This window comes from Ochrobactrum sp. MYb379, assembly GCF_037479515.1.
Classification (GTDB): domain Bacteria; phylum Pseudomonadota; class Alphaproteobacteria; order Rhizobiales; family Rhizobiaceae; genus Brucella.
Map to the genome: position 1 here is coordinate 1 of NZ_JBBGYW010000026.1, position 17,117 is coordinate 17,117.

The following is a 17,117-nucleotide window of genomic DNA, read 5'->3' on the forward strand; positions in this document are numbered from 1 at the left end:
AACGCTGATCGTACCGATTGCGATGGAAGACAAGCTTCGCTTCGCTATCCGTGAAGGTGGCCGTACCGTTGGTGCAGGCATCGTCGCTTCGATCATCGAGTAAAGAATTTGACTGGCGGTTATGCCGCCAGTCTGGCACACTCAGTGCCAAATAGGGGTATAGCTCAGTTGGTAGAGCGACGGTCTCCAAAACCGTAGGCCGCGGGTTCGAGCCCTGCTGCCCCTGCCATTTTAAAACGAGTACTCATGGCTTGACTATGAGTACTCGTTTTTTGTATTTTGACGTAGCGTTTTCGCTGACTGATCTGATGAGCGCTTTTATCAAGAGCTGCTAAGTCAGATATCGATAACTCTCCGCCGGTGTTATGGTCGGGCAGGAGAGGTCGCTGCGGTACGATTGAATGGTACTGCAAGCGATGTTCGTAAGGGTCGGATTTCCGATAAGCCTGTATGGTATTCTTTTAACTATTGGGCTTGTTTTTTTTGGGAATCGATTCTATGTAACGTCAACAGACACGCGGTGCGTGGGGCTGAATCTTCAGCTTTGCGTACCGTATACGCGTGGGTTCCTGTTTTTGATTCGTTTTTTCGCTTCAAGAGTAGTGGTTCACCAAGCAAATAGAGTGACAGATGGCATCTAAGACGAATCCGATCACCTTTTTCCAGCAGGTTCGCGCCGAAACGGCGAAAGTGACCTGGCCGACACGGCGTGAAACGATCATCTCCACGATCATGGTTGTGGTTATGGCATTTTTGGCTGCTACGTTCTTTTTTCTTGCCGATCAGCTTATGGCCTATGGCGTAGAACTTATTCTTGGCCTTGGCCGCTAAGCAGGATTGGGGAGTTTTGAGATGACAGCGCGCTGGTACATCGTTCACGCCTATTCCAACTTCGAAAAGAAGGTGGCTGACGACATTCAAGCTAAAGCTGCTCAAAAGGGCCTTTCCGGTCTTATCGAGCAGATCGTCGTGCCGACCGAGAAGGTTGTTGAGGTTCGCCGCGGCCGTAAGGTTGATGCAGAGCGCAAATTCTTCCCGGGCTACGTTCTGGTTCAGGCGACGCTGACTGATGCTGTGTTTTCGCTGATTAAGAATACGCCGCGCGTTACTGGTTTCCTAGGTGATTCAAAGCCGGTTCCTGTTTCGCAGAAGGAAGTCGATCTGATCTTGAATCAGGTTCAGGATGGTGCAGAGCGTCCTAAGACCTCGATCACCTTCGAGATTGGCGAAAATGTTCGCGTTTCCGATGGTCCGTTTGCTTCGTTTAACGGTATCGTTCAGGAAGTTGACGAAGAGCGTGCGCGCCTCAAGGTTGAAGTTTCCATCTTCGGGCGTGCGACGCCTGTGGATCTTGAATACAGTCAGGTCGATAAGGTCTGATTGTTGCCCGAAAGGGTTTCCGTCGTAAGTGACGGAAAATGGTGGGAGGATAGGTGGCTTAGCCGGTTGCCGATTTCGCACCACCGAACTGCCAGTCAGTTTAACTGACGTCAGTCGAGAGCCGGATTTCCGGCATTAATCGAGAACGCTGGGTTTCCAGCATTTATATGAAGGCAGAATGCAATGGCTAAGAAAATTGCAGGCCAGTTGAAGCTGCAGGTTGCAGCGGCTTCGGCCACACCATCGCCTCCGATTGGCCCAGCTTTGGGTCAGCGCGGCATCAACATCATGGAATTCTGTAAGGCATTTAACGCTGCCACACAGGAAATGGAAAAAGGTTCGCCTGTTCCAGTCGTGATTACATATTACCAGGACAAGTCTTTCACTTTTGTGATGAAGACGCCTCCTGTGTCTTATTTCCTTAAGAAGGCTGCGAACCTCAAGTCCGGTTCGAAGGCTCCTGGCAAGGAAAAGGCCGGCACGATTGCGCGCGACAAGGTTCGCGAAATCGCTTTGGCTAAGATGAAAGATCTGAACGCATCTGACGTTGAAGCAGCTATGCGTATGATCGAAGGTTCTGCCCGTTCGATGGGCCTGGAAGTGGTGGGCTAAGACGATGGCAAAGATTTCCAAGCGTGTAGCTAAGATCCGCGAAGGCGTTGACGTCAACAAGCTTTACGACCTGTCCGATGCAATCGGCATGGTTAAGGAACGCGCTGTTGCAAAGTTCGACGAAACCATCGAAATCGCAATGAACCTCGGCGTTGACCCACGTCATGCTGATCAGATGGTTCGTGGCGTTGTTAACCTTCCAAACGGCACAGGCCGTACCGTTCGCGTTGCAGTTTTTGCACGTGGCGATAAGGCTGAAGAAGCTAAGAAGGCTGGCGCTGATATCGTTGGTGCAGAAGACCTGTTTGAAATCGTCAATGGCGGCAAGATCGAATTCGATCGCTGCATTGCGACACCAGACATGATGCCACTCGTTGGTCGTCTTGGTAAGGTTCTCGGCCCACGCGGCATGATGCCAAACCCTAAGGTTGGTACTGTGACTGTTGACGTTGCAGCTGCTGTTACCGCTTCTAAGGGCGGCGCAGTTGAGTTCCGCGTTGAAAAGGCTGGTATCATCCATGCTGGCATCGGCAAGGTTTCCTTCGACAATCAGAAGCTCGAAGAAAACATCAAAGCTTTTGCTGACGCAGTTCTCAAGGCGAAGCCATCGGCTGCTAAGGGTGAATACCTGAAGCGCGTCTCGATTTCATCGAGCATGGGCGTTGGCGTTAAGGTCGATCCATCGACTGTTAAGGTCGTCGCATAATTTTTGGGCTCCGGTTTGCCGGAGCCTATGCCTCTCCTGAGGGGAGGTTGGTCGCACTACCGGACTGTGCAAGCAGTCGAATGTGAACAAATTCCGGATCGCAAGATCCGGATAGCCGGACGAAAGTCCGGTTATCCTGTCCGAGATTGCAGGCGGATGGTCATCTTCGGGTGATTGTCCTTAAACATACGGCCTGCATGAGACGTGGAATAACCCTGTTTCGCACGAAAGTGCATGCGAGGTTTGAACCGTAGTTGCCTTTGAGTGTAGTCCGCTTTGCGGGTGAAGCTGAAGGGGACAGGATCCTCGAACGTCAGATGAGCCGCAAGGCAAGTCTGGCAAAGGCAACCCGGCAGGGCCAAACTGGTCCTGTCTACTGGAGAGACACAGTGGATAGAGCGGAAAAGCGCGAATTTGTCGCGTGGCTGAACGGCGCTTTCAAAGAGTCCGGTTCGGTCGTCGTGGCCCACTATACCGGTCTCACCGTTGCGCAGATGAGCGATCTTCGTTCCAAGATGCGTGACGCTGGTGGCACCGTTAAAGTCGCGAAAAACCGCCTTGCCAAAATCGCTCTTCAGGGCACGGAATCGGAAGGCATCGCAGACCTATTCGTAGGTCAGACGGTCGTTGCATATGCAGACGACCCGATTGCTGCACCGAAAGTAGCCGTCGAGTTCGCTAAGATTAACGACAAGCTCGTTATTCTTGGTGGTTCAATGGGCGCAACAACACTTAACGCCGAAGGCGTAAAGTCGCTTGCTTCGCTCCCATCGCTCGACGAACTGCGCGCAAAGCTGGTTGGAATGATCCAAACCCCAGCTCAGCGTCTTGCAGTACTTACCAGCGCTCCAGCGGGCCAGATCGCTCGCGTTATTGGTGCGCACGCCCGGAAGAACGAGGCGGCTTAAGGCCGTTTCTCATTACAAACAGTTCAAACCTTAAACTAAGGAAATACCAAAATGGCTGATCTCGCAAAGATCGTTGAAGACCTTTCGGCTCTGACAGTTCTCGAAGCTGCTGAGCTTTCGAAGCTTCTCGAAGAAAAGTGGGGCGTTTCGGCTGCTGCTCCTGTAGCTGCTGCTGCTGCTGCTGGTGCTCCAGCTGCTGCTGTTGAAGAAAAGACTGAATTCGACGTAGTTCTCGTTGAAGGCGGCGCTAACAAGATCAACGTGATCAAGGAAGTTCGCGCAATCACAGGTCTCGGCCTGAAGGAAGCTAAGGACCTCGTTGAAGCAGCTCCTAAGGCTGTTAAAGAAGCAGCGTCCAAGGACGAAGCTGAAAAGATCAAGGCACAGCTCGAAGCAGCTGGCGCTAAGGTTGAACTTAAGTAAGTTCTTTATTCTGGCGGACGGAAACGTCCGCCAGTTTAATCCTTATTAAACTCTGGGCTTGCATCTGGAGTAAATGCATGAAAAGAAACGAAAAGCGCGGAAATAGGTTCTCTTTATGCAAATCATAGTCAGAGCGATTTTAGTTACTACGTTCTGATCTTTTTAAACCCTTTTTCTGATGGCCTTGAAGGGGCTTTCAGGAAACGGGTTTTAGCCTGTTAGAGCGCCGGGTGTTTCGAACGACACGCCAAGGCCGCTCTAAAAAGAAGATTGCGTATGTCCTTTCTTCAAATCTGTCGGATTTGAAAGAGGTATGCGTTAAGAGGACCGCCGAAAGGCGGCGCACGATAAAGGCCGCAAGGCGTGAGCAAGCCGCAAGGCTATAGAACGAGGAGCGACGATGGCTCAGACCCATTCTTTCAATGGTCGCAAGCGCGTACGCAAATTTTTCGGTAAGATTCCCGAGGTCGCGGAAATGCCTAACCTCATTGAGGTTCAGAAGGCATCCTACGACCAGTTTCTCATGGTTGAGGAACCAGCTGGTGGGCGTTCTGACGAGGGTTTGCAGGCCGTTTTCAAGTCTGTTTTCCCTATTCAGGATTTCTCCGGCTCTTCAATGCTCGAATTCGTTCGCTACGAATTCGATGCACCAAAATTCGACGTTGACGAATGCCGTCAGCGCGATTTGACGTATTCGGCACCTCTCAAGGTGACGCTGCGTCTGATCGTGTTCGATATTGATGAAGATACCGGCGCGAAGTCCATCAAGGACATCAAGGAGCAGGACGTTTACATGGGCGATATGCCGCTCATGACAGACAACGGCACCTTCATCGTCAATGGTACCGAACGTGTTATCGTTTCGCAGATGCACCGTTCGCCAGGCGTGTTCTTTGATCACGACAAGGGTAAGACGCATTCCTCGGGCAAGCTTCTGTTTGCTGCTCGCGTTATTCCTTATCGCGGTTCGTGGCTTGACATCGAATTCGATGCCAAGGACGTAGTCTATGCGCGTATCGATCGTCGCCGTAAGCTTCCAGCTACGACGCTTCTGATGGCGCTTGGCATGGACGGCGAAGAAATTCTGTCGACGTTCTATAACACTGTCACCTATTCGCGTGACGGTGATAACTGGCGCATTCCTTATTCGGCAGAGCGTTTCAAGGGCATGAAGATCATTTCTGATCTGATTGACGCTGAAACAGGTGAAGTCGTTCTTGAAGGCGGTAAGAAGCTGACTGCTCGCTCGGCGAAGCAGCTTGCTGAAAAGGGCCTGAAGTTCATCAAGGCAACTGAAGACGATCTCTTCGGTGCGTATCTTGCTGAAGATACCGTCAATTACGCAACGGGTGAGATTTATCTCGAAGCCGGTGATGAAATTGATGAGAAGGTTCTTAAGACGCTTCTCGATACAGGTGCGAACGAGATCAACGTTCTCGATATCGATCATATCAATATCGGTGCGTATATCCGTAACACTCTGTCGGTCGATAAGAACGAAAGCCGTCAGGAAGCACTGTTCGACATCTACCGCGTTATGCGTCCAGGTGAGCCGCCGACAATGGATTCGGCTGAGAACATGTTCAACTCGCTGTTCTTTGATTCGGAACGCTACGACCTCTCCGCTGTTGGTCGCGTGAAGATGAACATGCGTCTTGATCTCGATGCAGAAGACACCGTGCGCGTTCTGCGCAAGGAAGACATTCTTGCAGTCGTCAAGATGCTGGTTGAACTGCGTGATGGTCGCGGCGAAATCGACGATATCGATAACCTCGGTAACCGTCGTGTGCGTTCGGTCGGCGAGCTGATGGAAAATCAGTATCGCGTCGGTCTTCTGCGTATGGAACGTGCGATCAAGGAACGTATGTCCTCGATCGAAATCGACACGGTCATGCCGCAGGATCTGATCAACGCGAAGCCTGCTGCTGCGGCTGTACGTGAATTCTTCGGCTCCTCGCAGCTGTCGCAGTTCATGGATCAGACCAACCCGCTTTCGGAAATCACCCACAAGCGCCGTCTTTCGGCTCTTGGACCTGGTGGTTTGACCCGTGAGCGCGCTGGCTTCGAAGTCCGCGACGTGCATCCAACGCATTATGGCCGTATCTGCCCGATTGAAACGCCGGAAGGCCCGAATATTGGTCTGATCAACTCGCTCGCAACCTTTGCTCGCGTCAACAAGTACGGCTTCATCGAAAGCCCGTACCGTAAAGTTGTCGACGGCAAGGTAACGCTCGATGTCGTCTATCTTTCGGCCATGGAAGAAGCAAAGCACTCGGTTGCTCAGGCAAACGTAGAGCTGGATGCAAATGGCAGCTTTGTTGACGAATTCGTCATCTGCCGTCATGCAGGCGAAGTGATGATGACCCCGCGTGAAAACGTGGATCTGATGGACGTTTCGCCAAAGCAGCTCGTTTCGGTTGCTGCAGCGCTTATTCCGTTCCTTGAAAACGACGATGCGAACCGCGCTCTTATGGGCTCGAACATGCAGCGTCAGGCTGTTCCACTCGTTCGTGCTGAAGCACCGTTCGTCGGAACAGGTATGGAAGCAGTTGTTGCGCGTGACTCCGGTGCTGCTATTGCCGCTCGTCGCGGTGGTATCGTTGATCAGGTTGACGCAACGCGTATCGTTATTCGCGCTACTGAAGACCTCGATCCATCGAAGTCTGGCGTTGATATCTATCGTCTGCAGAAGTTCCAGCGTTCGAACCAGTCGACCTGTATCAACCAGCGTCCGCTTGTACGCGTTGGTGATCCAATCGGTAAGGGCGACATCATTGCTGATGGTCCGTCAACCGATCTCGGTGATCTGGCTCTAGGCCGTAACGTGCTCGTCGCGTTTATGCCTTGGAATGGCTACAACTACGAAGATTCGATCCTTCTCTCTGAGAAGATCGTTTCGGAAGACGTCTTCACTTCGATCCACATCGAAGAATTCGAAGTTGCTGCTCGCGATACGAAGCTTGGACCTGAGGAAATCACCCGCGATATTCCGAATGTTTCGGAAGAAGCGCTGAAGAACCTTGACGAAGCTGGTATTGTTTACATTGGTGCGGAAGTGCATCCTGGCGACATTCTTGTCGGCAAGATTACACCGAAGGGCGAAAGCCCAATGACGCCAGAAGAAAAGCTTCTGCGCGCCATCTTCGGTGAAAAGGCTTCTGACGTTCGTGACACCTCGATGCGTATGCCTCCGGGAACATACGGTACAATCGTTGAAGTTCGCGTATTCAACCGCCACGGCGTTGAAAAAGACGAACGTGCAATGGCGATTGAGCGCGAAGAGATCGAACGTCTTGCGAAGGACCGCGACGACGAACAGGCTATTCTCGACCGTAACGTTTACGGCCGTCTCGTTGATATGATCGACGGTAAGGTTGCAGCTGCAGGCCCTAAGGGCTTCAAAAAAGGCTCGACTATTACTCGTGATGTGATCACCGAGTATCCACGTTCGCAGTGGTGGCAGTTCGCTGTCGAAGACGAAAAGCATCAGGGCGAACTCGAAGCTCTGCGTGGCCAGTACGACGAATCCAAGAAGCTGCTCGAAGCGCGCTTCATGGATAAGGTCGAAAAGGTACAGCGCGGCGACGAGATGCCTCCAGGCGTCATGAAGATGGTTAAGGTCTTTGTTGCTGTGAAGCGCAAGATCCAGCCAGGCGACAAGATGGCTGGCCGTCACGGCAACAAGGGTGTGGTTTCCCGCATTCTGCCTGTCGAAGACATGCCGTTCCTCGAAGACGGTACGCATGCTGATATCGTGTTGAACCCGCTTGGTGTTCCAAGCCGTATGAATGTGGGCCAGATTCTGGAAACACATCTTGGCTGGGCATGCGCAGGCATGGGTAAGAAGATCGGTGAGCTGATCGACGTTTATCGCAAGACGGCAAATATTCAGCCGCTGCGCGATACTCTGGAGCACATTTATCCGGACAACGACCGCAACGAGCCTGTCCGTTCGTATGATGACGATTCCGTCCTCATGCTGGCAAATCAGGTGAAGCGCGGCGTATCGATCGCAACGCCGGTATTCGACGGTGCGGTTGAAGCTGACATCAATGCGATGTTGACAGATGCAGGTCTTGCGACCTCGGGTCAGTCGACACTGTATGATGGACGTACGGGTGAGCCGTTCGACCGTCAGGTGACCATGGGCTACATTTACATGCTCAAGCTTCACCACTTGGTCGACGACAAGATCCACGCTCGTTCGATCGGACCTTACTCGCTTGTTACCCAGCAGCCGCTTGGTGGTAAGGCGCAGTTCGGTGGTCAGCGCTTCGGGGAAATGGAAGTCTGGGCTCTGGAAGCATACGGTGCGGCTTACACGCTGCAGGAAATGCTTACAGTCAAGTCGGATGACGTTGCAGGCCGTACCAAGGTCTACGAAGCCATCGTTCGTGGCGACGATACGTTTGAAGCCGGTATTCCGGAAAGCTTCAACGTTCTTGTCAAGGAAATGCGCTCGCTCGGCCTCAATGTCGAGCTGGACGATACACGCGACGAGCAGGCCGCACTTCCGGACGCGGCGGAATAAAAGCATTAAGGCGCGCCATGGTTTAGCCGTGGCGCGCCCGTAAAGTCTTTTCCGGCAGGCAGTTTATGCCGCTTACGGAGAATGCTGATACGAAATGTAAATTTCGAAACTGCGTAATACCGCGAATTCTTTTCAAGATGACAGTGTCTGACTTGTCATCGACGACACACAGGGCGGCGGATCGCCCTTAAGGAGAACGGCATGAACCAAGAGGTCATGAATCTTTTCAATCCTCAGGCTCCGGCACAGACGTTCGATTCCATCAGAATCTCGATTGCCAGCCCTGAGAAGATTCTGTCCTGGTCATATGGCGAGATCAAGAAGCCAGAGACCATCAACTATCGTACGTTCAAGCCTGAACGCGATGGTCTTTTCTGCGCGCGTATCTTTGGCCCGATCAAGGATTATGAATGCTTGTGCGGCAAGTACAAGCGTATGAAGTACAAAGGCATCATCTGCGAAAAGTGCGGCGTTGAAGTCACACTGTCCCGTGTTCGTCGTGAGCGCATGGGCCATATTGAGCTCGCAGCACCTGTTGCCCATATCTGGTTTTTGAAGTCGCTGCCTTCGCGCATCGGCACACTTCTGGACATGACGCTCAAGGATATTGAGCGCGTTCTGTATTTCGAAAACTACATCGTTACCGAACCAGGCCTGACTTCCCTGAAAGAGCATCAGCTCCTTTCGGAAGAAGAATACATGATTGCCGTCGATGAATTCGGCGAAGATCAGTTCACAGCCCTGATTGGTGCGGAAGCTATCTTTGAACTTCTGGCTTCGATGGATCTTCCAAACATCGCCGCAGACCTGCGCGTTGATCTGGCAGAAACCACGTCTGAACTGAAGACCAAGAAGCTGATGAAGCGTCTCAAGATCGTTGAGAACTTCATGGAATCTGGCAACCGTCCTGAGTGGATGATCATGAAGATCGTTCCGGTTATTCCACCGGATCTGCGTCCTCTGGTTCCACTCGATGGCGGTCGTTTTGCTACGTCCGATCTTAACGACCTTTACCGTCGTGTGATCAACCGTAACAACCGTCTGAAGCGTCTGATCGAACTGCGCGCTCCTGGCATCATTATCCGTAACGAAAAGCGTATGTTGCAGGAAGCTGTTGACGCGCTGTTCGATAACGGTCGTCGTGGCCGTGTCATCACCGGTGCTAATAAGCGTCCGCTGAAGTCGCTCTCCGACATGCTCAAGGGTAAGCAGGGTCGTTTCCGTCAGAACCTTCTCGGTAAGCGCGTCGACTATTCGGGTCGTTCGGTTATCGTGACTGGTCCTGAACTGAAGCTTCACCAGTGCGGCCTACCAAAGAAGATGGCGCTCGAACTGTTCAAGCCATTCATATACGCTCGTCTTGATGCGAAGGGTTATTCCTCGACCGTTAAGCAGGCGAAGAAGCTGGTTGAAAAGGAACGTCCAGAAGTTTGGGATATCCTTGACGAAGTGATCCGTGAGCATCCGGTTCTTCTCAACCGCGCGCCTACGCTGCACCGTCTTGGTATTCAGGCATTCGAACCCACGCTGATTGAAGGCAAGGCCATCCAGCTGCATCCGCTCGTTTGTACAGCGTTTAACGCTGACTTTGACGGCGATCAGATGGCTGTTCACGTTCCGCTTTCGCTTGAAGCCCAGCTTGAAGCACGCGTGCTGATGATGTCCACCAACAACATCCTGCACCCTGCAAACGGCGCGCCGATCATCGTTCCTTCACAGGACATGGTTCTTGGTCTCTATTATCTGTCGATTGTGGCAGACAAGGAGCCGGGCGAGGGCATGATGTTCGCTGATATGGGCGAACTTCAGCATGCGCTTGAGAACAAGGTTGTCACGCTTCATACGAAGATCAAGGGCCGCTTTAAGACTGTCGATGAAAATGGAAACCCTGTTTCCAAGGTTTACGACACGACCCCTGGCCGTATGATCACGGGCGAATTGCTTCCGAAGAATGCCAAGGTATCTTTCGATATCTGCAATCAGGAAATGACGAAGAAGAACATCTCCAAGATGATCGACCACGTCTATCGCCATTGCGGTCAGAAAGAGACGGTCATTTTCTGTGATCGCATCATGCAGCTCGGCTTTGCGCATGCATGTCGCGCCGGTATTTCGTTCGGCAAGGATGACATGGTCATTCCTGATGCGAAGGTAAAGATCGTTGCAGAAACCGAAGCGCTGACCACTGAGTATGAACAGCAGTACAATGACGGTCTGATCACTCAGGGCGAAAAGTACAACAAGGTTGTTGATGCCTGGGGTAAGGCGACTGACAAGATCACCGAAGAAATGATGGCCCGCATTAAGGCTGTTGAGTTCGATCCGGTGACTGGCCGTCAGAAGCAGATGAACTCGGTTTACATGATGTCGCATTCGGGTGCCCGTGGTTCGGTCAACCAGATGCGTCAGCTTGGCGGTATGCGTGGTCTTATGGCCAAGCCGTCGGGTGAAATCATCGAAACCCCGATCATCTCGAACTTTAAAGAAGGTCTGACCGTTAACGAGTACTTCAACTCGACACACGGTGCCCGTAAGGGTCTTGCTGATACTGCTTTGAAGACCGCTAACTCGGGTTACTTGACACGTCGTCTCGTTGACGTTGCACAGGACGCGATCATTTCGGAAGTCGATTGCGGCGCCGAAATTGGTCTCACCATGCAGCCAATCGTCGATGCTGGTCAGATCGTTGCACCAATTGGTCAGCGCGTTCTGGGCCGTACGGCACTTGATCCGATCATCAATCCAGCAACCGGCGAAGTTATCGTTGAAGCTGGCCGCATGGTCGATGAAAAGGACGTCGAAATCATCGAGAAGGCTGGCATCCAGTCGATCCGCATTCGTTCGGCTCTGACATGTCAAACCCGTAACGGCGTTTGCGCCAAGTGCTATGGTCGTGACCTTGCACGCGGTACGCCGGTTAACCAGGGTGAAGCTGTTGGCGTTATCGCTGCGCAGTCGATCGGTGAGCCGGGCACTCAGCTGACCATGCGTACCTTCCACTTGGGTGGTACTGCTCAGGTTGTTGATAGCTCGTATCTCGAAGCATCGTATGAAGGCACCGTTAAGCTACGTAACCGCAATGTAGTTCGCAACACCGATGGCAACCTCGTTGTCATGGGCCGTAACATGGCGGTTCTGATTGTTGATGCGACTGGCAAGGAACGTGCTGTTCACCGTGTTACTTACGGTTCGCGTCTGTTCGTTGACGAAGGCGATACAGTTAAGCGCGGTCAGCGTATTGCTGAATGGGATCCATACACCCGTCCAATCCTTACGGAAGTGGAAGGCTTTGTCGAGTTCGAAGATCTCGTCGATGGCCTCTCGGTTTCGGAAACAGCGGACGAGTCGACTGGTATCACCAAGCGCGTCATCATTGACTGGCGTTCGACACCACGCGGTGCCGATCTCAAGCCTGCTATGGTCATCAAGGATAAGAGCGGCAAGATCTTGAAGCTGTCGAAGGGTGGCGAAGCTCGCTTCCTGCTTTCAGTTGAAACGATCCTTTCGTTCGAGCCGGGTGCTCATGTTAATGCTGGTGACGTTATTGCGCGTCTGCCGATGGAAAGTGCCAAGACCAAGGACATTACCGGTGGTCTGCCACGCGTTGCGGAACTGTTCGAAGCTCGTCGTCCAAAGGACCACGCCGTCATCGCAGAGATCGATGGTACTGTCCGCTTTGGTCGCGATTACAAGAACAAGCGTCGCATCATCATCGAGCCAAACGACGATACGGTCGAGCCTGTCGAGTATCTGATTCCTAAGGGCAAGCCGTTCCATCTTCAGGACGGTGACGTTATCGAAAAGGGTGAATACATCCTCGACGGTAATCCAGCTCCGCACGACATTCTGGCGATTAAGGGCGTGGAAGCACTTGCTTCTTACCTCGTAAACGAAATCCAGGAAGTCTATCGTCTTCAGGGCGTTTTGATCAACGACAAGCACATCGAAGTGATTGTTCGTCAGATGCTCCAGAAGATCGAGATCACGGAATCGGGTGATACGGGTTACCTCACAGGTGATCATGTTGACCGCATCGAACTTGATGAAGTTAACGATCGTCTGATCGAAGAAGGTAAGAAGCCAGGTTCGGGTAATCCGGTTCTGCTTGGTATTACCAAAGCTTCATTGCAGACACCGTCGTTCATTTCGGCAGCGTCGTTCCAGGAAACCACACGCGTTCTTACCGAAGCCGCAGTTGCCGGCAAGATGGATACGCTGCAGGGTCTCAAGGAAAACGTCATCGTCGGTCGTCTCATCCCGGCTGGTACGGGTGGCATGACCAACCAGATCCGTCGCATTGCAACTGCTCGCGACGAACTGATCATCGACGAGCGCCGCAAGTCGACAGGTTCGTCAGATGCAAACGCGATGCTGACAGACATGACCAACAGCGCAGCCGAATAAGGCAAGTTGGTAAAGTAATAAAAAGGCCGCCTTTCGGGGCGGCCTTTTTTTGTATGGAAGACAAAAGAAAAGGGCGGTTTGAAACCGCCCTTTGTTATTCTGATTGAGAGGAAGAGATTTACTCTTCTTCTTCCTCACCATCAAATTCGATCAGTGCAACTTCGCCGGTGAGGGCGGTGTGCCATGCACTTTTGTGTGGCTCTTCTTCAGGCTCTTCGGTGATGGTGCCCATCTCAACCAGTTCGGCCTCGTTGTAGCCTTCTTCCGAAAGGATCGCGAGAACGGTCTGAACCAGATCTTCATCTTCGTCTGACTTCAGAAGAATATGAACTTCAATAGATTCTTCTTCGCCTTCATTCCAAACATCGGCAATGACCAGATGCACAACAGGCGAATCGTTTTCTGTGGATGGGGTGGTGGATGACATTAAGAATCCCTTAAAATTGCGTTGCTTTTCGACTCAGATGTGTTTCAATAAACTCTGTTGCTGTCAGATGCTATGCTGACACAAGAAAATGACAGTTTTGTCTCCCAAATATTTGAGATATGCCGAGTGAATTGGCCCAACCGACTGTTTAGGGTGATCCAAAACTCCGTTTTGCGGCCCTTCCATAAGAAACTTCCCCTGTTGCCCTTGACGAAACGCCCGTTAACGCGTATCAGCAGCCCATCTGAGCCGATGTGAGGCTGGTCTTTTCGGAGCGACACGCTCTGGAGTTCGCCTCAAACAGGGTTCGTTTTACGATCGAAATGATACTTGCCGTTCGCATGAAGCTGTAGCTTCCTCTGCTTTTGTTCGGGTTGGCCGCTGATGGAGTGGCTCATCCCGAATTTGTGCATGTTCACTCCGGTGGAACGGCCCTTATTGGGCTCTGTTACGAGATTTTTTATAGAGGAAGGTTCAATGCCTACCGTAAACCAGTTGATCCGCAAGCCGCGCACTGCGCCGGTAAAGCGTAATAAGGTTCCTGCTCTGCAGGCAAACCCACAGAAGCGCGGAGTTTGCACCCGCGTTTATACCACAACCCCTAAGAAGCCTAACTCGGCTCTTCGTAAGGTTGCCAAGGTTCGTCTCACCAATGGCTTTGAAGTCATCGGTTATATCCCTGGTGAAGGTCACAACCTTCAGGAGCACTCCGTGGTTATGATCCGCGGTGGCCGCGTCAAGGATTTGCCGGGTGTGCGTTACCACATCATCCGTGGTGTACTCGATACACAGGGTGTTAAGAACCGTAAGCAGCGTCGTTCGAAGTACGGTGCGAAGCGTCCTAAGTAAGAATTTTCCGGGGATACCGGCCGCCATAATGGCGAGTTGAGCCCGATGTAATTGAAAGTTGAGACGAAATGTCCAGACGCCATAAAGCTGAAAAGCGTGAGATTAATCCGGATCCAAAGTTCGGTGATCTCGTAATCACCAAGTTCATGAATGCAGTTATGCTTCATGGTAAGAAGTCGGTTGCAGAAAGCATCGTTTACGGTGCGCTGTCGGCAATCGAAGCCAAGGCGAAGTCAGAGCCGGTCGCGCTGTTCCATCAGGCGCTCGACAATGTTGCTCCGCACGTTGAAGTCCGTTCGCGCCGCGTTGGTGGTGCAACCTACCAGGTTCCGGTCGATGTGCGTACAGAACGCCGCCAGGCACTTGCCATTCGTTGGTTGATTAACGCCGCTCGCGGACGTAACGAAACCACAATGATTGATCGCCTTTCCGGTGAATTGCTTGATGCTGCAAACAACCGTGGTTCTGCTGTGAAGAAGCGTGAAGACACGCACCGCATGGCCGAAGCCAACCGCGCATTCTCGCATTACCGCTGGTAATCGTCGAACCCTATTCAAAGAGCAAAAACATGGCCCGCGAATATAAAATCGAAGACTACCGCAATTTCGGTATTATGGCTCACATCGACGCCGGTAAGACGACGATGACCGAGCGTATTCTGTTCTACACCGGTAAGAACCATAAAATTGGTGAAACCCATGATGGCGCGTCCACCATGGACTGGATGGAGCAGGAACAGGAACGCGGTATCACCATCACGTCCGCTGCTACGACCACGTTCTGGCAGGGCAAAGATGGCAAGAAGCGTCGCTTCAACATCATCGACACTCCGGGCCACGTTGACTTCACGATTGAAGTTGAGCGTTCGCTCCGCGTTCTCGATGGCGCAATCGCTCTTCTCGATGCGAATGCTGGTGTTGAGCCGCAGACTGAAACCGTTTGGCGTCAGGCTGAGAAGTACCACGTTCCACGTATGGTCTTCGTCAACAAGATGGACAAGATCGGTGCTGACTTCTACCGTTGCGTAGAAATGGTTGGCTCGCGTCTTGGCGCAATCGCGCTCCCAGTTCAGCTGCCAATCGGCGCTGAAAACGAGTTCGAAGGCGTTATCGACCTGATCGAAATGAAGGCACTGACTTGGGATGGAACCATCGGCGCAGCTGCGACCGAAGGCGAAATTCCTGCAGACCTTAAGGATAAGGCTGAAGAGTACCGCGAAAAGCTCATCGAGCTGGCCGTGGAAATCGACGAAGCCGCAATGGAAGCTTATCTCGAAGGCACCATGCCTACGAATGATCAGCTTCGCGCATTGATCCGTAAGGGTACGATTGCTGTTAAGTTCCATCCAGTGCTTTGCGGTACTGCGTTTAAGAACCGTGGCATTCAGCCACTTCTTGATGCGGTTGTAGATTTCCTTCCTTCGCCAGTTGAAGTTCCTGCAATTAAGGGCATCGACGTTAAGACGGAAACTGAAACTACCCGTGAATCTTCGGATGAAGCACCACTTTCGATGCTCGCATTCAAGATCATGAACGATCCGTTCGTTGGTTCGCTTACTTTTGCTCGTATCTATTCGGGCAAGATGACCAAGGGCATTTCGCTCGAAAACACCGTTAAGGGCAAGCGTGAGCGTATCGGCCGTATGTTGCAGATGCACTCCAACAGCCGTGAAGACATCGAAGAAGCTTTCGCAGGCGACATCGTTGCTCTGGCTGGCCTCAAGGAAACCACAACAGGTGATACGCTTTGCGATCCACTGAAGCCGGTTATTCTTGAACGCATGGAATTCCCAGACCCGGTTATCGAAATCGCGATTGAACCAAAGACTAAGGCTGACCAGGAAAAGATGGGCCTCGCGCTCAACCGTCTTGCAGCTGAAGATCCTTCGTTCCGCGTTAAGTCAGATGAAGAATCAGGCCAGACAATTATTGCTGGTATGGGTGAACTTCACCTCGACATTCTCGTTGACCGTATGCGTCGTGAGTTCAAGGTAGAAGCAAACGTCGGCGCGCCGCAGGTTGCTTACCGTGAAACAATCACGCGTCTTGCTGAAATCGACTACACCCACAAAAAGCAGTCGGGTGGTTCGGGTCAGTTCGCTCGTATTAAGGTGATCTTTGAGCCGCATGACGGCGACGACTTCATCTTCGAATCCAAGATCGTTGGTGGTGCTGTTCCTAAGGAATACATCCCAGGCGTTCAGAAGGGTATCGAAAGCGTCATGGGTGCGGGTCCACTTGCTGGCTTCCCAATGCTCGGCGTGAAAGCTACCCTGATCGACGGCGCATACCATGACGTTGACTCGTCTGTTCTCGCCTTCGAAATCGCTGCTCGCGCTGCATTCCGTGAAGGCGCGCAGAAGACCGGTGCTCAGCTCCTAGAGCCGATCATGAAGGTCGAAGTCGTAACCCCGGAAGATTACGTCGGTGACGTAATTGGCGATCTGAACTCACGTCGTGGTCAGATTTCCGGTACGGAAGCTCGTGGCATTGCTACGGTCGTCAACGCAAACGTTCCACTCGCCAACATGTTTGGTTACGTGAACAACCTGCGTTCGATGTCTCAGGGCCGTGCGCAGTACACCATGCAGTTCGACCACTATGAGCCGGTTCCGACCGCGGTCGCACAGGAAATTCAGAAGAAGTTCGCGTAATTTCTGATTACGCCAAACAGTAAAAAGCCTGAGCAGGCTAGATTTTAGGAGAGCTCAGATGGCAAAGAGCAAGTTTGAACGCAATAAGCCACACGTAAACATCGGCACCATTGGTCACGTTGACCATGGCAAGACCTCGCTGACCGCAGCGATCACCAAGTTCTTTGGTGAATTCAAGGCATACGACCAGATCGATGCTGCGCCAGAAGAACGCGCTCGTGGTA

General features: G+C 52.2%; 13 protein-coding genes, 1 tRNA gene and 1 pseudogene. 14 read left to right on the plus strand and 1 reads right to left on the minus strand.

From position 1 onward, the window contains the following. The 10 genes and pseudogenes from WH356_RS23440 to rpoC all read left to right on the plus strand — a co-directional run. Window positions 1-103 (plus strand): annotated as a pseudogene (locus WH356_RS23440) (elongation factor Tu); the annotation flags it as partial. 50 nt (window positions 104-153) lie between these two features. After that, window positions 154-229, plus strand: a tRNA-Trp gene (locus WH356_RS23445). A 401-nt stretch (window positions 230-630) separates the two neighbouring features. Next, entirely contained in the window at window positions 631-831 is a 201-nt protein-coding gene (gene secE, locus WH356_RS23450) for a preprotein translocase subunit SecE (protein ID WP_250044717.1), read from the plus strand. A 21-nt stretch (window positions 832-852) separates the two neighbouring features. Further along, on the plus strand, window positions 853-1,380 hold the full coding sequence (gene nusG / locus WH356_RS23455; RefSeq protein WP_339515222.1) for a transcription termination/antitermination protein NusG: 528 nt from the start codon (window positions 853-855) through the stop codon (window positions 1,378-1,380). Window positions 1,381-1,563: 183 nt separating this feature from the next. Further along, a complete protein-coding gene (gene rplK / locus WH356_RS23460; protein ID WP_250044719.1) occupies window positions 1,564-1,992 on the plus strand; it encodes a 50S ribosomal protein L11 in 429 nt (142 codons plus the stop codon). A 4-nt stretch (window positions 1,993-1,996) separates the two neighbouring features. Then, a complete protein-coding gene (rplA, locus tag WH356_RS23465; RefSeq protein ID WP_339515224.1) occupies window positions 1,997-2,698 on the plus strand; it encodes a 50S ribosomal protein L1 in 702 nt (233 codons plus the stop codon). A gap of 389 nt (window positions 2,699-3,087) precedes the next feature. Beyond that, on the plus strand, window positions 3,088-3,606 hold the full coding sequence (gene rplJ / locus WH356_RS23470; RefSeq protein WP_339515237.1) for a 50S ribosomal protein L10: 519 nt from the start codon (window positions 3,088-3,090) through the stop codon (window positions 3,604-3,606). Window positions 3,607-3,657: 51 nt separating this feature from the next. Continuing rightward, a complete protein-coding gene (gene rplL, locus WH356_RS23475) occupies window positions 3,658-4,029 on the plus strand; it encodes a 50S ribosomal protein L7/L12 (protein WP_339515226.1) in 372 nt (123 codons plus the stop codon). A gap of 400 nt (window positions 4,030-4,429) precedes the next feature. Then, window positions 4,430-8,560: a DNA-directed RNA polymerase subunit beta gene (gene rpoB / locus WH356_RS23480; protein ID WP_339515228.1), complete on the plus strand. Its 4,131-nt coding sequence runs from the start codon at window positions 4,430-4,432 to the stop codon at window positions 8,558-8,560. Window positions 8,561-8,761: 201 nt separating this feature from the next. Further along, window positions 8,762-12,964 (plus strand): DNA-directed RNA polymerase subunit beta', encoded by a 4,203-nt coding sequence (gene rpoC / locus WH356_RS23485; RefSeq protein ID WP_339515230.1) that lies wholly within the window; start codon window positions 8,762-8,764, stop codon window positions 12,962-12,964. Window positions 12,965-13,082: 118 nt separating this feature from the next. On the opposite strand, the gene WH356_RS23490 is transcribed toward rpoC, so the two are convergent. Continuing rightward, window positions 13,083-13,391 carry a hypothetical protein gene (locus WH356_RS23490; protein WP_339515232.1) on the minus strand — a complete coding sequence of 103 codons (309 nt, stop codon included), beginning with the start codon at window positions 13,389-13,391 and terminating at the stop codon, window positions 13,083-13,085. Between the two features lie 477 nt (window positions 13,392-13,868). On the opposite strand from WH356_RS23490, the gene rpsL reads away from it, so the two are divergent. The 4 genes from rpsL to WH356_RS23510 form a co-directional block, all read left to right on the plus strand. Beyond that, entirely contained in the window at window positions 13,869-14,240 is a 372-nt protein-coding gene (rpsL, locus tag WH356_RS23495) for a 30S ribosomal protein S12 (protein WP_002964366.1), read from the plus strand. Between the two features lie 68 nt (window positions 14,241-14,308). Then, complete coding sequence (rpsG, locus tag WH356_RS23500; protein WP_094504990.1) at window positions 14,309-14,779, plus strand: 30S ribosomal protein S7; 471 nt, start codon at window positions 14,309-14,311, stop codon at window positions 14,777-14,779. A gap of 29 nt (window positions 14,780-14,808) precedes the next feature. Then, window positions 14,809-16,893, plus strand: a complete 2,085-nt coding sequence (gene fusA / locus WH356_RS23505) for an elongation factor G (protein ID WP_339515235.1) — start codon at window positions 14,809-14,811, stop codon at window positions 16,891-16,893. Window positions 16,894-16,951: 58 nt separating this feature from the next. Next, window positions 16,952-17,117, plus strand: a 166-nt coding sequence (locus WH356_RS23510) for a GTP-binding protein (RefSeq protein ID WP_339515239.1), incomplete at its 3' end; no start/stop codon positions are given.